Source organism: Streptomyces fragilis (assembly GCF_003112515.1).
Taxonomy (GTDB): domain Bacteria; phylum Actinomycetota; class Actinomycetes; order Streptomycetales; family Streptomycetaceae; genus Streptomyces; species Streptomyces fragilis.
Genome location: NZ_BEVZ01000002.1, coordinates 865970 through 880311 on the forward strand (window position 1 = coordinate 865970; position 14342 = coordinate 880311).

Sequence of the window (14342 nt, forward strand, 5' to 3'; positions counted from 1 at the left end):
CTCCTCGTGACATTCCACCCGTCCGAACCCCTGCCGCCCCTTCCCCTGGTGCCGCGCCGCGTCGCGCTGTGGCGGCTGCTGCTGCGGGCGAGCCACCCGGAGCCCGCCTTCGCCGTGACGGCGTTCGCCGCCGCGCTGGCGGTGACGGCCGGCCGCGGGGCGGTGGGTGCGGCGGCGGTGGCCGCGGCCGTGTTCGCCGGCCAGTTGTCCGTGGGGTGGTGCAACGACGCCCTCGACGCGGGACGGGACAGGGACAGCGGGCGTCGCGACAAACCGGTCGCGGCGGGGGAGCTGTCGCCCCGGACGGCGGGCCTCGCGGCGGTGGCCGCCTTCGCGCTGTGCGTGCCGCTGTCCCTGCTCGGCGGGGCGGTCGCCGGCGCGGTCCACCTGACGGGCGTCGTCTCCGCCTGGACGTACAACCTGCTGCTGAAGCGCACGGTCCTCTCGCCCCTGCCCTACGCCGTCTCCTTCGGGGCCCTGCCGGCCTTCGTGACCCTGGGCCCGCCGGACCCCGCGCCGCCCGCCTGGTGGGCGACGGCCGCGGCGGCGCTCCTGGGCCTCGGGGCCCACGTGGCGAACGTCCTGCCCGACATCGAGGACGATCTCGCCGCCGGGGTGCGCGGGCTGCCCCAGCGGCTGGGCCGCCCGGTCTGCCGGTGGGTGGCCCCCACGCTGATGCTCGCCGCCGTGGCGGTGCTGACCGCGGGGCCGCCCGGTGCGGCCGGCCCCTGGGTGTGGGCGCCGGCCGCGACGGCCGCGGTCGTCGCGTTCGCCGGCACGGCCGCACCGGCGGGCACCGGCAGCAGGCGGCCGTTCCGCGCGGCGATGGCCGTGGCCGCCGTCGCCGTCCTGCAACTCCTCCTGCGGGGCGCGGACATGACATGACCCCCTCCGGGCGCGGGACGGATCCTGGCCCACCCGCCACGCGGGGCGGATGCCCTCGGCCCCGCCCGGGGCGGGCGGCGCCGCCGTGAGGCGTGGGGCTGAAACCCGGGCCGTGGTGGTGATGACCTGGCGTCGGTGGGGAACGAGGTCCCTGACCCAGGGAGGCTGTCGTGGCGCGTGACCGGATCAGGCTGGCCGATGTCCTGGCAGAGGCCGAGGCCGCCGCACCGGTGCGCTCCCTGGACGTCGTGGCGCACGACCTGCGGGAGCGGTTCGACGCGCGGTACGTGTCGTTCCTGTTCGTCGACGTGGTCGGCAGACGTCTGCTCAGGGTCCACGAGGAGCGCGCGACGCCGCGGGAACGGGGCGCCGATCAGGTCCCCCTGGCCGGCAGCCCCTACGACCAGGTCCTGCGCAGCCAGAAGGTGGTGCGGACCTCGGCGGGTGCGCAGGGACAGCGGGTGCTGGCCCCCGTCACCAATCGCGGGGACGCCATCGGGGTCCTGGAGCTCTATGTCACCGAGGTCACGCAGGACGTGCTGGAGCAGATCGCGGAGGCGGCGCACGCGCTGGCGTACATCATGGTCACCGACCGCCGCTTCACCGACCTCTACCACTGGGGCAACCGCACCGCCACGGTCTCCCTGGCCGCGGAGATCCAGCGCCAGCTCCTGCCCTCGGCGCCTTCCTGCGAAGCCCCCCAGTTCACCCTGGCCGGCGCCCTGGTCCCCGCCTCCGACATCGCCGGTGACACCTATGACTACAGCCTCGACCGCGACACCCTGCACCTGTCCGTCACCGACGCCATGGGGCACGACGTCGACGCCTCCCTCATCGCCACCCTCCTCGTCAACGCCTCACGGGGGGCCCGCCGCGCGGGCGCCGACCTCGCCGAACAGGCGCGCCGGGCCCACCGGGCGCTCCTGGAGCACGGCCGCCAGGCGTTCGCCACCGGCCAGCTCCTGCGCGTCGCCCTGGACGGCACCGGCGCGCAGCTCGTCAACGCCGGCCACCCCTGGCCGCTGCTGTTGCGCGACGGCGAGCCGCAGGAGGTCAAGCCGCACGTCGACCTGCCCTTCGGCGTCCTCGCGCAGGGGCCGTACCAGGTGCAGGACCTGGACCTGCGTCCGGGTGACCGCCTCGTGCTCTACACCGACGGCATGCAGGAACGGCAGGCGGCAGCCGTCGACCTGCCCGGGCTCCTCCGTGACACCCGGGCCGAACACCCCCGGGAGGCCGTGCGCGCCATGGTCACCGCGGTGAGCGGCGTGTGCGGCGGGCAGGTCGAGGACGACGCCACGGTCCTGTGCCTGGACTGGCACGGCCCCGCGGGGGAGCCCGCCGCACCGTCACCGGACGCCTGAGCGGCGCGCCGTCCGCGGTCCGCGCCCGGAGGACCGCCCGTCGCCATCGCCCGTCGCTCGTCGCTCGCCGTGGGGCGGCAGGAAGCGGACAATGGGGGAGAGGCACCCTGACCTCTCCCGTCTCCCCACGGCCCGCCGTCCCGACGGGCGGAACCCGGTCACCACCTCCGTCGCGGGACACGCACGGAGCGGGGAGCCCGAGGCCGGCCACGACAGGAGGGCGGACGATGACCAGCACGAGGCGGCACGGCGAGGCCGACCGCGCACCGGCACGGTGTCGCGCGGTCACCGGTCGGCACGACCGGGCGGGCAGGCGGCCTCCGCCGTGATCGGCCGGGCCGAGGCGGCGTTGTCGTGGGTGCGGATGGTCCAGGCCAGTCACACCGCCACCTTCGAGCAGATTCCGGACCTGATCGTCAAGCACGCCGCCGGTGTCGGGCTGCACGACACGGCCGTCTTCGTCGTCGACGTCCGGGAGACGGTGCTGCGCCGGGTGACCGGCGTGGGGCCGGACGCGGGGCAGGGCGGGCAGGAGTACCCCATCGGCGGAAGCCTGCCCGGTCACGCCTTCCAGCGCGTGGAGGTGCTGCCCGAGCCGTCGGCGGGAGTTTCCCCGGGCCGGCGGCGCCGCTGGTGGGTGGCCGTGACCGACGGAGTGGAGCGCCTGGGCGTCCTGCGCACCGACACCGACACGGACACCGACGACGAGCAGACCCGCACCGTCCTCCGCGACCTCGCGTCGACGACGGCTCTGCTCCTGATCAGCAAGCGGTCCTTCAGCGACTCCTACGCACGTCTGGTGCGCACCTCGCCGATGAACGTCGCCGCGGAAATGCAGTGGAACCTCACTCCGCCGGCCGCGTACGCCGGTCAGGACATCACCGTCGGCGCCGTGGCCGAACCCGCGTACGAGATCGGCGGCGACGCCTTCGACTACGCGGTGAGCGGTGACGTGCTCAGCCTGAGCGTCTTCGACGCCATGGGGCACGACACCACCGCGGGCATCACCGCGAACGTGGCCGTCGCCGCGTGCCGCAACGCCCGCCGTCAGGGAGCGTCGCTGACCGAGACCGGTGAGCAGGTCGAACGCGTGCTGCTGGAACAGTTCGGCGGAATCCGCTACGTCACCGGCATCATGGCCCACCTGGAGATGCGGACCGGGCGGCTGACCTGGATCAACCGTGGGCACCATCTGCCGATCCTGATCCGGGGCAACCGGTGGACGACCGAGCTGACCTGCCCGCCCGCCGGGCCGATGGGAACCGACCTCGGTCTGCCGGTGACCGAGTGCGCCGAGTCGCTGGAGCCCGGCGACCGCCTGCTGCTGTACACCGACGGAGTCGTCGAGGCGCGGGACTCCAGGGGCAGGGAGTTCGGCAAGGACCGGTTCGTCGACTTCGTCCGGCGGCATCATTCGGGCCGGCACACCCTGCACGAGACGCTGCGCAGGCTGATGGCGGCCGTCATGGAGCACAACGACGGGCAGATCGACGACGACGCGACGGTCCTGCTGGCGGAATGGCGCAGCGGACGGCAGGACGCGCTCACGCCGTGAAACCGGGCGTCAGCCGACGGGTGGCCGACGCCCGGCTTCCCGAGGGGCTCATGAACCGCGGTGCACGGTCAGGAGCCGCTCGGCGGACGGTTGGTGAGGGGTCCGGTCAGGTGCGGGTCCAGCGCTGGTTGCTGCCGCCGGAGCAGGAGTAGAGCTGGATCAGGGTGCCGTTGCCGGTGCCGGCGCCGACGGCGTCGAGGCACAGGCCGGACTGGACGCCGACGATCGATCCGTCGGAGTTGAGGCGCCACTTCTGGTTGTCGCCGCCCCAGCAGCTGTAGATCTGGACCCTGGTGCCGTTGCCGGTGCCGCCGGCGTCCAGGCACTTGTTGCCGTAGACCCTGAGCTCACCGGCCGCGGTGTACGACCACTGCTGGTTGGTGCCGTTGTTGCAGTCCCACAGCTGGACCTGGGTGCCGTCGGTGGTGCTGGAGTTGGGCACGTCCAGGCAGCGGCCCGAACCGACGCCCTTGACCTGGCCGGATCCGCCGGGGGAAGTGGGGGTCGGCGTCGGGTCGGGGTTGGAGGTGCCGTTGTTGAGGGCGTTGAGGACGGCGGTGTAGGCGGCCTTCTTGCTGCCGTCGTTGTTGAAGAGCAGCGGGGTGTCCCCGGACCGCCAGGAGTCGCTGTCGCGCACGCCCCAGACGGTGATGCCCAGGCAGCGCGAGACGGCCAGGCAGTCGTTCACCACGGCGGCGTAGGTCGTGGGCGAGGCGCCCTGGATGTCGAGTTCGGTGATCGCCACGTCGACGCCGAGGGCGGCGAAGTTCTGCAGGGTGGTGCGGAAGTTGCTGTTGTAGGGGCTGCCGCTGTTGAAGTGCGACTGGAAGCCGACGCAGTCGATCGGCACGCCGCGCTGCTTGAAGTCCTTGACCATGTTGTACATGGCCTGGGTCTTGGCCCAGGTCCAGTTCTCGACGTTGTAGTCGTTGTAGCAGAGCTTGGCGGCCGGGTCGGCGGCCCGCGCGGTGCGGAAGGCCACCTCGATCCAGTCGTTGCCGGTGCGCTGCAGGTTGGAGTCGCGCCGCGCTCCGGAGTTGCCGTCCTGGAAGGCCTCGTTCACGACGTCCCACTGGGCGATCCTGCCCTTGTAGTGGCCCATCACGCCGTTGATGTGGTCGATCATCGCCTGGCGCAGGGTGCTGCCGCTGAGGTTCTGCATCCAGCTCGGCTGCTGGGAGTGCCAGGCCAGGGTGTGGCCGCGCACCTGCTTGCCGTTCTGCACCGCCCAGTTGAAGACGCGGTCGGCGGAGGTGAAGTTGAACTGACCGCGCTGCGGCTCGGTCGCGTCGATCTTCATCTCGTTCTCGGCCGTCACCATGTTGAACTCACGGTTCGCGATCGACGTGTACGTCGAGTCGCCCAGCCGGCCCGAGGCGATCGCGGTGCCGAAGTACCGGCCGCTCTGCTTCGCGGCGGCGCCGAGCGTGTTCTCGGCGGCGCCCGCGTCCGGCGGTCCGATCAGTGCGAGGGACGCACCGAGGACACCGACGAGCAGCGCCAGTAACAGACCGCGTAACTTCGTGCGGACGTGGGGTCTGGGAAGGGCGTACGAGCCCATGACTCTACCTCCGGGTAGACATCGGGGATGGGGGAGGGGGAAGGTCGGGGATGCGCCGCCCGGCGGGGTCGGCCGCGCCGGGCGCTCCGGATCAGTAGCCGTAGATCATCTTGTAGGCGACCTCGGGGAGGAACTGCCCGGCCGAGGAGCCCGCTCCGACGCCGCAGTTCCCGTCGGACTCACCCGGCGTCTTGATCCACAGCAGCATCTCGGCGCCCCCGCCCAGTCGGGTGGGCGTGCCGATCCGGCGGCCGGAGGGGTTGCACCACTGGCCGTTGGAACCGTTGCCGTTGCGGCTGGTGTCCACCACGAACGGCTTGGTGTAGCCGTAGCGCGAACTCAGCGCGCTGTTCACGGCGTTGGCGTAGGCCGTGTTCTGTGCCGTGGTGAAGTAGTTGGAGACGTTCAGCGAGAAGCCGTGGGCCTGCCGCAGGCCGGCCTCGTGGAGACGGCGGGCCATGGTGGCGGCGTCGGTCCAGCCCGGGTTGCCCGCGTCGAGGTAGGTCCAGGTGTTGGGGGCCTGGCGGCTGAACTCGTTGAGGGCTCCGGTGAGCATCGCCTCGCGCTCGTCGATCTGGGCCTGCGTCATGCACCCGTAGTCCCCGAGGGAGTCCGGTTCCAGGATGACGACGGCCGGCCGGCTGCCGATCCCCCCGGCGAACTGGGCCACCCAGCTCGCGTAGGCCGACGGCGAGGAGGCTCCGCCCGCCGAGTGCCCGCCGCAGTAGTCGCGGTTGTAGACGTTGTACGCGACCAGGATGGGCAGCTTGTCCCGGCTGTCCGCGGCGCCCACGTACGCCCCGGTGGCGGTGCCGATGGTGCCGCTCCAGGCACCGAACCAGCGGGCCATGGGCGTGTTGGCTATCGAGGCGTTGATCGCCGCGGACCGGCCGTCGCCGGGGTTCGCGGCGGTCCACCGCTTGGCGCTGGAGTCGGGGTCCACGTAGAAACCGCTGGTCATGGTGGTCGGGTCGGCCGCGTGGGCGGAGGGTGCGGCGGCGATCGCGAGCGGCAGGGCGAAGAAGGCTGCCACCAGGGTGCGGAGTCTGCGGCGCATGTCGGTACCTCGGATTTCCTGGCAGTGATGCGCCGCCGGCCTCGTCCCGGGCGTGCGGCGCGCTGAAGGAAGTGCGGTGGTGCGGCGTCCCCGCACGGTGCGGTCTTCCGGAGGGACGACAGGGGCAGGAGTGCGACCTGGATGGGCGGGAGCGCTCCCACTGGAAGCGCTTCCAGCCATGAGATCGGGGATGCCATCGGTATGGTTGATGCGTTCCGCTTGCCCTGTCAAGGGTCCGGAAGCGAGCAGCGGCCCCACCGGCGGGGAGGGGCCCGCCCGTGTCTGGAAGCGCTCCCATCCCCCGGCCGGATATCGCTCCGGTCGTGTCCGTGACGTCCTCACCCCGGGGTCGGCCCCGCCCCTGCTGGTGAGGCGGCGGCATGGGCGAGGATGGAGGCCGTCCGGTCGACAGGAGAGGATCGCGCCACATGGCACAGGATGCGCCCCGCCGGCAGCCGACGCTCGACCAGGTGGCCGAACTGGCAGGCGTCTCCCGCTCGGTGGCCTCTCGCGCCCTCAACAACGCGCCGCACGTCAGCCGGCTCAAACGCGAGGCGGTCGAACGGGCCGTGCGGCGCCTCGGGTACGTGCCCAACTCGACCGCCCGGGCGCTGGCCACCCGGCAGACGGGTGCGGCCGCCCTGGTCGTCTCCGGGGAGGACCCGTCGATCTTCGCCGACCCGTTCTTCGCCCAGGTGATCGTCGGGGCGTCGGCCGCCCTGGAGGAGGCCGACCTGCACCTGATGCTGTGTCTGGCCGCCTCCGACCGGGGCCGCAGGAGGGTGGAGGAGCTCCTGCGCTCCAACGGCGCGGACGGCGTGATGCTGATGGCGCTGCGCGAGGACGACCCACTCGCCCGGATGGCCGAGGAGGCGACGATGCCCGTCGTGTTCGGCGGGCGGCCGGTCGGTGCGGTTCCGCGCTGGTACGTGGACGTCGACAACGCCGGGGGAGCGCGCGAGGCGACCGAATACCTGATCTCGCTCGGCCGGACAAGGGTGGCCGCGCTCTGCGGGCGGCTGGACACCGAAGCCGGACGCACCCGGTACCGCGGGTACCGGGACGCCATGCTGGCGGCCGGCCTCGACCCCTTCCCGCCCCGGGAGGGGGACTTCACCGAGAGCAGCGGCGCCGCCGCCATGGCCGCGCTGCTCACGGACCGCCCGGACGTCGACGCGGTGTTCGCCGCCAACGACAACATGGGGGTGGGAGCGCTGCGCGTGCTGCGCGGGGCAGGCCGAAGGGTCCCGGACGACGTCGCGGTGGTGGGCTTCGACGACCTGGCCGTCGCCCAGGTGTCGGACCCGCCGCTCACCACCGTCCACCAGCCCATACAGGCCCTCGGGCGGGAGACGGCGCGCATGCTCGCCGCTCTCGTCAACGGGCAGAACCCCACCGCGCTGATCCTGCCCACCCGGCTGGTCGTCCGCGCCAGCGCCTGAGCCGCGAGGGTGTTAGCGATAACAATCAGCCCCGAGGCGGTCCGTCGATCACCCGCCCCGGCGAAGCCCGAGGCCCTGGCAGGGTGACCTCGTGTGCGGAGGCGGCGGAGCCCGAGCGTTTCACCGCGCGCGGCCGACGCCTGCGACGGCGACCGTCCGGCACCGGCTCTCCGTGGCTCGAGGGGTAGCGAAAGGCCTGTTCAGCGGCGTGCCACGGTGCCTCGGGTGCGCTCGGAGGCGGTGGGCCCGCGGTGTGCCGTCGGCGGCGGCCAGGGTGTCCTCCAGCCGGCCCGGCAGAGATTTCTGGTGCACGGGCCTGGCTGACGCCTGGTGTTAGCGGTAACAATCGACCCGTCAGGTTCCCACCGCTCGACCTGACTTGGTGACACTCGACATCCTTCGCGGGATGGGGGCACGGTGTGATCGAGTCGCTCGGGCACTCGGTTGCGTCCGTTCGGGCCAGGTCACGCACCGGATCGCGTCGTCCGGCACGGACGCGGTCCCGACCGGCGTCCGTGCGGCTCGCGGGCGGGTCGCCCGGAGGTCTCGCGGGACCGGAAGCCGCCACGGGGCGGCCCGGTGCGTGGACCGGCGCCGACCACACCACATCGACAGTCCGGACGGCCTCCGGTGAAGCCGTCCGGAATCGCTCGCCAAGATGAGGAAATTGCCATGCCCAGGACAAGTTCCAGCCCCAGGCGGCTGCCGGCGGTGTTCTCCGCCGCGGTCGCGGTACTCGCCGCGCTGGCGGCGATGCTGGTGGCCGACCCGGCCCAGGCGGCCAGCAGCGGCGCCTTGCGTCACGCCGCCTCCGGACGCTGTCTCGACCTGCCGAACTCCGACACCACCAACGGCGTGTCCCTGCAGATCTGGGACTGCTCCGGCAAGTCGAACCAGCAGTGGACGCTGACGGACAGCAACCAGCTGACCGTGCTCGGCCGCTGCCTGGACGTTCCGGGCCACTCCACCACGGCCGGCGTCCAGCTGCAGATCTATGCGTGCAGCGGTGGCGCGAACCAGCAGTGGCGGGTGAACTCCGACGGCACGATCGTCGGCGTGGAGTCCGGACTGTGCCTGGACGCGAAGGACAACGGCACGGCCAACGGCACCAAGGTGCAGCTGTGGACGTGCACCGGCAGCAACAACCAGAAGTGGAGCGGTCTGACCGGTGGCGGGTCGACCCCGACGACGCCCCCGCCGACCGGCGGCGCCTGTGCGCTTCCGTCGACGTACCGGTGGTCCTCGACGGGTGCGCTGGCGCAGCCGAAGAACGGATGGGTGTCGCTGAAGGACTTCACCGCCGTGAAGCACAACGGCAAGTTCCTGGTCTACGGGTCCTACTCGACGGGGTCCACCTACGGCTCGATGGCATTCAGTCCGTTCACGAACCCGTCCGACATGGCGTCGGCCGGCCAGAACGGAATGAGCCAGGCGGCGGTCGCGCCGACGCTCTTCTACTTCGCGCCCAAGAACATCTGGGTGCTGGCGTACCAGTGGGGTTCGGCGGCCTTCATGTACCGCACGTCCAGCGACCCCACCAACGTCAACGGCTGGTCCTCGCCGCAGGCGCTGTTCACCGGCAGCATCTCCGGCTCCGACACCGGTCCGATCGACCAGACGCTGATCGCCGACGGCCAGAACATGTACCTGTTCTTCGCCGGTGACAACGGGAAGATCTACCGGGCGAGCATGCCGATCGGGAACTTCCCCGGCAACTTCGGCTCGTCGTACACGACCATCATGAGCGACACCAAGGCCAACCTGTTCGAGGCCGTCCAGGTGTACAAGGTGCAGGGCCAGAACCAGTACCTCATGATCGTCGAGGCGATGGGCGCCAACGGCCGCTACTTCCGCTCCTTCACGTCCTCCAGCCTGAGCGGCTCGTGGACCCCGCAGGCCGCCAGCGAGAGCAACCCCTTCGCGGGCAAGGCCAACAGCGGCGCCACCTGGACCAACGACATCAGCCACGGTGACCTGGTCCGCAGCAACCCCGACCAGACCATGACCATCGACCCCTGCAACCTCCAGCTCCTCTACCAGGGCAAGGCCCCGAACTCGGGCGGCGACTACAACGCCCTCCCGTACCGGCCGGGCATCCTCACCCTGCAGCGCTGACCCGCACCACATCGGGGAACCCCGGCCGCACGTCGGCCGGGGTTCCCCCTTGCGTGCGGGCATGCGGGCATGCGGGCGTGCGGGCGTTCGGGCGACCAAGTGCCAGGAGGGCGCAGCCGGTTCGCGACCGGGCCGACCGGCCGGTAGGTTGCGGGAGTCACCGAACCAGCCGTACGCAGCCGTGCCGGGGAGCATCGTGGTCCGTCCCTTCGACGTCAACGACATCTATCCCGACGACCCGGCCGACTCGGTGCGGCTTCCCCGCCGGCGGGCCGGGGGGTCACCGCAGAGCCTCGCGGTGACGCTGCTCGCCGACTACACCCTGCGCACGCGCGCGTCCGTTCCCTCGGGGGCGATCGTGGCGCTGCTGGGCGAGTTCGGCGTCACGTCCGCCGCCGGCCGCACCGCCATCAGCCGGCTGGCCCGGCGGGGCGTGCTGGAGAGCAGCCGGCAGGGGCGGCACAGTTCCTACCGGCTCAGTGACCCCGCCGCGGTCAACCTCTCCCTCTCGGGGCATTCGATCGTCGCGTTCACCGAACAGGCCGAGAGGTGGGACGGCGCGTGGACGGTCATCTCCTTCTCGCTCCCCGAGGGCCGCAGCGCGGAGCGCCGGACACTGCGCGGACGCCTGCGCTGGCTCGGGTACGCGCCGCTGTACGACGGGCTGTGGCTGTCGCCCCGGCCGTTCACCCCGAGGGCCCGGGAGGAGCTGGCCGGGGTAGGGCCGGGGTCGCTGACGGTCTTCCGGGCCCAGCACGTGGAACTGGAGTCGGCCGCCCGGCGTGATCCGCTGGACGCCTGGGACGTCGACGCCATCGCGGAGGAGTACACGGCCTTCGTCGACCGGTGGGATCCGCTGCTCGACCGGATACGGGCCGGTGGGGTGAGCGGTGTCGAGGCCGTGTGCGCGCGCACCGAGATCATGGACACCTACCGCCGGTTCCACGTCCTCGACCCGCGGCTGCCGATGCGGTGCATGCCGCCGGGCTGGCGGAGGCAGCAGGTCAGGGACCTTTTCACGGCCGTCTACGACGGTCTCGCCGCAACCGCCCAGGAGCACGTGCGCACGGTGGCCGCGCTGCCCTCCGGAGCGGACGGCGACATCGGGGCGCACACCACCACGGACCTGCTCGCGGGAGTGTGGCTCGGCGAGTCCTGCTCGCCCAACTCCCGCTAAGCGCCGGTTGATTGACGGTTTTCTGTCCGGGGGATACGGTCATTGTTATATGAGGCATGGGGCTCTTGGGCCTCGTGGAGGCCGCCCGCGGCCCTCGGTCCTTGTCCGCGCGGGCCGCGGGCCGGTCCCCCCTCGATCGGCCGAGGCCTCGACGCTCAGCTCCATCGGCCCGCGGTTCCGCCGGCCGCAGACAGTCGCGCCCGCGTCGCGCTCCCGCGCGTGGGCGCTCCCCCCACCGCCGGCACGGTCGGCCTCGGCCGGATGCCGTACGGCGCATTCCGAGGAGTCCGCAGTGAGAAGTCCACGCAGACCGTTAACAATGCTGGCCGCCGTCGTGGTGGCGGTCGGCATCGCGCTGATCGGCCTGGTCACGGTGGCGCCCGCGCAGGCCGCGTCGCTGACCCAGGTGACCAACTTCGGCGACAACCCGGGCAACATGCAGATGCACGTCTACGTGCCGGACAGCCGTCCCGCGAAGCCGGCCGTCGTGGTCGCCATGCACGGCTGCGGCGGCACCGGCCCGAACTTCTACTCCGGCAGCGAGTTCGCCTCGCTCGCCGACCGGTACGGGTTCATCGTCGTCTACCCGACCGCGACCCAGTCGGCGGGATTCGGCAACTGCTTCGACACCTGGTCGGACGCGGCCAAGCGCCGCGGCGGCGGCAGCGACCCCGTCTCGATCATCTCGATGATCAACTACGTGAAGCAGCAGTACAACGCCGACCCGAACCAGGTCTTCGCCACCGGCAGTTCGTCCGGCGGCATGATGACCCAGCACATGCTCGCCCTCCACCCGGACGTGTTCAAGGCCGGCGCCTCCTTCATGGGTGTTCCGTTCGGCTGCTTCGCCAACGCGGCGGACTACCCGCCCGGCACGAGCAGGTGCACCGGCGGAAGCATGAACAGGACCCCCCAGCAGTGGGGTGACCTGGTGCGGCAGGCCTACCCCGGGTTCAGCGGGACGCGGCCCCGGATCCAGCTGTGGCACGGCACCAACGACACCCTCGTGCCCTACTCGCTGCTGCAGGAGAGCGTCGAGCAGTGGACCGACGTGTTCCGGCTGAGCCAGACGCCGACCTCCTCCGACACCCCGCAGCCGGGCTGGAACCGCCGGCGCTTCGCCGACCCGTCCGGCACGGTGAACGTGGAGGCGTACAGCGTCCAGGGCGCCGGTCACTCCCTGCCGTCGAGCGGGATGGCCGCACAGGCCGTCCAGTTCTTCGGCCTGACCGGCAGCACCCCGGGCCCCGGCCCGACGACCGGAAGCCCCAGCACCCCGCCGCCCGGCGGAACCGCGTGCAAGGTGACCGCCGCGGTCACCGCCTGGAACAACGGACTCACCGAGAACCTCACCATCACCAACACCGGCACCTCGGCGGTGAACGGGTGGACCCTCGCGTTCACCCTCCCCGCCGGGCAGGCCATCACCAACGGGTGGAACGCCACCTACAGGGGGACCGGCGGCCAGGTGACCGCCACCAACGTGAGCTTCAACGGCACGCTCGCGGCGGGCGGGTCCACCACGATCGGCTTCCAGGCCACGCACACCGGCAACACGGCCTCGCCGACCGGCTTCACCCTCAACGGCGCCGCCTGCACCGCGGGCTGACCGACGGCTCGACCGGACACCGCGCGGACCGGGGCATGCGAAGGGCCCCGGTCCGCCTCCCCGTGCCGTCAGACGGCCCGGGGAGGCGCGTACACCGGCAGGCGCGGGGCAGGGCGGATGCGCACGCCCGAAGCATTGACAGGTTTCCTGGCAGTCCCGACACTGACCGTCGATCAGGAAACCTGACAGTCCTCCCGGCAGGCAGCGCGAAGGAGCCCTGGCATGAAGCCCTCACCTCCCACCCCCGGCGACAGCACGCAACTGCGCCGCGCGGTGACCTCCAGCTTCCTCGGCAGCGTCATCGAGTACTACGACTTCCTGCTGTACGCGACCGCCTCCGCGGTGGTCTTCGGCGAGGTGTTCTTCTCCGACCTCGATCCGCTGGCCGGCACGGTGGCCAGCTTCGGCACCCTCGCCACCGGCTACGTCGCCCGGCCGCTGGGCGGCGTGCTGTTCGGTCACTTCGGCGACCGGCTGGGCCGCAAGAACATGCTGGTGCTGTCGATGGTCCTGATGGGCGTCGCCAGTTTCCTGATCGGTGTGCTGCCCTCCTACGCGAACGCCGGAAGCCTGGCCCCGATCGCGCTGGTCGTGCTGCGGGTGGTGCAGGGCGTCGCGGTGGGCGGTGAGTGGGGCGGGGCGGTGCTGATGTCCGCCGAACACGCCCGGAAACGGCGCGGGTTGTGGGCGAGCTTCACCAACGCGGGCGCGCCGTGCGGCATGGCGGTGTCCACGGTGGTGATGTCGGTGACCGCCTCGGCCGTGGGCGAGGCGGCGTTCCTCGCCTGGGGCTGGCGCATACCGTTCCTGCTGAGCGTCGTGCTGCTGGCCGTCGGCCTGTTCGTGCGGCTGCGGGTCACGGAGACGCCCGTCTTCACGTCGGCCGCCGCCGAGGAGGCGCCACGGCGCGCCCCGCTCCTCGAGGTGCTGCGCGACCAGCCCCGGGTGCTGCTGCTCGGCGTGGGCGTCGGCCTGAGCGCCTTCGTGGTGCAGGGCACCCTCACCACGTTCGTCATCTCCTACGCGGTACAGGCGGGCTTCGGCCGGCAGACGGTGCTGCACGCCCTCACCGTCTCGTCGACGCTCGCCGTGGCCGGCATCCTCGGCTGGTCCGCGGCCAGCGACCGGTTCGGCCGCCGGCCCGTCGTGGCCGCGGGCGCGGTGGCGGTGGCGGCCTACTCCTTCGTGCTCTTCCCGCTGATCGACAGCGGCAGCACCGCTCTGCTGGTGGTGGCCGTCGTCGTGGGGCAGTCGGTCCTGCACCCGATGATGTACGGGCCGCTGGCCGCTCTGTACGCGGAGCTGTTCGCCACCCGGAGCCGCTACACCGGGGCCTCGCTCGGCTACCAGCTCGCGGGTCTCGGGGCCGGCTTCGCGCCACTGATCTTCGCCGAGGCGCAGGCGCTCGGCGGCGGCACGACCGCCATCTCCCTGGTGATCGCCGCGTTCTGCGCGCTCACCGTGGTCTGCGTCCTGGCGCTGGGCGAGACCAGCCGCAACGAACTGGCCGCGCCCGCCGGTGCCGCGCCCGCAGGGAGCCACCCGGAGGCACGCGAGGCCGTCTGAAGCGCGTGCCC

Annotated in this window: 10 protein-coding genes; 8 read left to right on the forward strand and 2 right to left on the reverse strand. The window is 72.1% G+C overall.

The annotated features are described in order from the left end of the window. Positions 1 to 6 precede the first annotated feature (6 nt). The 3 genes from Sfr03f_RS05800 to Sfr03f_RS05810 all read left to right on the forward strand — a co-directional run bounded on the left by Sfr03f_RS05800 (position 7) and on the right by Sfr03f_RS05810 (position 3804). Positions 7 to 885, forward strand: a complete 879-nt coding sequence (locus Sfr03f_RS05800; protein WP_245967415.1) for a UbiA family prenyltransferase — start codon at positions 7 to 9, stop codon at positions 883 to 885. Between the two features lie 170 nt (positions 886 to 1055). After that, positions 1056 to 2249, forward strand: a complete 1194-nt coding sequence (locus tag Sfr03f_RS05805) for a PP2C family protein-serine/threonine phosphatase (RefSeq protein WP_108952596.1) — start codon at positions 1056 to 1058, stop codon at positions 2247 to 2249. Positions 2250 to 2613: 364 nt separating this feature from the next. Beyond that, complete coding sequence (locus tag Sfr03f_RS05810; RefSeq protein WP_108953472.1) at positions 2614 to 3804, forward strand: PP2C family protein-serine/threonine phosphatase; 1191 nt, start codon at positions 2614 to 2616, stop codon at positions 3802 to 3804. A gap of 106 nt (positions 3805 to 3910) precedes the next feature. Here Sfr03f_RS05810 and Sfr03f_RS05815 read toward each other — a convergent pair whose 3' ends face one another. Both Sfr03f_RS05815 and Sfr03f_RS05820 read right to left on the reverse strand, forming a co-directional pair. Continuing rightward, the gene (locus Sfr03f_RS05815; RefSeq protein ID WP_108952597.1) at positions 3911 to 5365 is read right to left on the reverse strand and encodes an endo-1,4-beta-xylanase; all 1455 of its coding nucleotides are present in this window, start codon (positions 5363 to 5365) and stop codon (positions 3911 to 3913) included. Positions 5366 to 5456: 91 nt separating this feature from the next. Next, complete coding sequence (locus Sfr03f_RS05820) at positions 5457 to 6422, reverse strand: glycoside hydrolase family 6 protein (protein ID WP_108952598.1); 966 nt, start codon at positions 6420 to 6422, stop codon at positions 5457 to 5459. Between the two features lie 428 nt (positions 6423 to 6850). Here Sfr03f_RS05820 and Sfr03f_RS05825 point away from each other — a divergent pair, with 428 nt between their 5' ends. The 5 genes from Sfr03f_RS05825 (at position 6851) to Sfr03f_RS05845 (ending at position 14331) form a co-directional block, all read left to right on the forward strand. Further along, positions 6851 to 7864, forward strand: coding sequence for a LacI family DNA-binding transcriptional regulator (locus tag Sfr03f_RS05825; RefSeq protein WP_108952599.1), 1014 nt, complete (start codon positions 6851 to 6853; stop codon positions 7862 to 7864). A gap of 672 nt (positions 7865 to 8536) precedes the next feature. Beyond that, entirely contained in the window at positions 8537 to 9979 is a 1443-nt protein-coding gene (locus Sfr03f_RS05830) for a non-reducing end alpha-L-arabinofuranosidase family hydrolase (protein WP_108952600.1), read from the forward strand. 196 nt (positions 9980 to 10175) lie between these two features. Beyond that, a complete protein-coding gene (locus Sfr03f_RS05835; RefSeq protein WP_108953473.1) occupies positions 10176 to 11156 on the forward strand; it encodes a PaaX family transcriptional regulator in 981 nt (326 codons plus the stop codon). A 319-nt stretch (positions 11157 to 11475) separates the two neighbouring features. Next, complete coding sequence (locus Sfr03f_RS05840; RefSeq protein ID WP_108952601.1) at positions 11476 to 12765, forward strand: extracellular catalytic domain type 1 short-chain-length polyhydroxyalkanoate depolymerase; 1290 nt, start codon at positions 11476 to 11478, stop codon at positions 12763 to 12765. 222 nt (positions 12766 to 12987) lie between these two features. Beyond that, positions 12988 to 14331 carry an MFS transporter gene (locus Sfr03f_RS05845; RefSeq protein ID WP_108952602.1) on the forward strand — a complete coding sequence of 448 codons (1344 nt, stop codon included), beginning with the start codon at positions 12988 to 12990 and terminating at the stop codon, positions 14329 to 14331. Positions 14332 to 14342: the final 11 nt, after the last annotated feature.

Excerpts from the sequence above, each read along its gene's own strand:
- Sfr03f_RS05825 (WP_108952599.1), top strand. The coding sequence starts at position 6,851 with ATGGCACAGGATGCGCCCCGCCGGCAGCCGACGCTCGACCAGGTGGCC.
- Sfr03f_RS05815 (WP_108952597.1), bottom strand. The coding sequence starts at position 5,365 with ATGGGCTCGTACGCCCTTCCCAGACCCCACGTCCGCACGAAGTTACGC.
- Sfr03f_RS05830 (WP_108952600.1), top strand. The coding sequence starts at position 8,537 with ATGCCCAGGACAAGTTCCAGCCCCAGGCGGCTGCCGGCGGTGTTCTCC.
- Sfr03f_RS05820 (WP_108952598.1), bottom strand. The coding sequence starts at position 6,422 with ATGCGCCGCAGACTCCGCACCCTGGTGGCAGCCTTCTTCGCCCTGCCG.
- Sfr03f_RS05845 (WP_108952602.1), top strand. The coding sequence starts at position 12,988 with ATGAAGCCCTCACCTCCCACCCCCGGCGACAGCACGCAACTGCGCCGC.
- Sfr03f_RS05810 (WP_108953472.1), top strand. The coding sequence starts at position 2,614 with ATGGTCCAGGCCAGTCACACCGCCACCTTCGAGCAGATTCCGGACCTG.
- Sfr03f_RS05840 (WP_108952601.1), top strand. The coding sequence starts at position 11,476 with ATGCTGGCCGCCGTCGTGGTGGCGGTCGGCATCGCGCTGATCGGCCTG.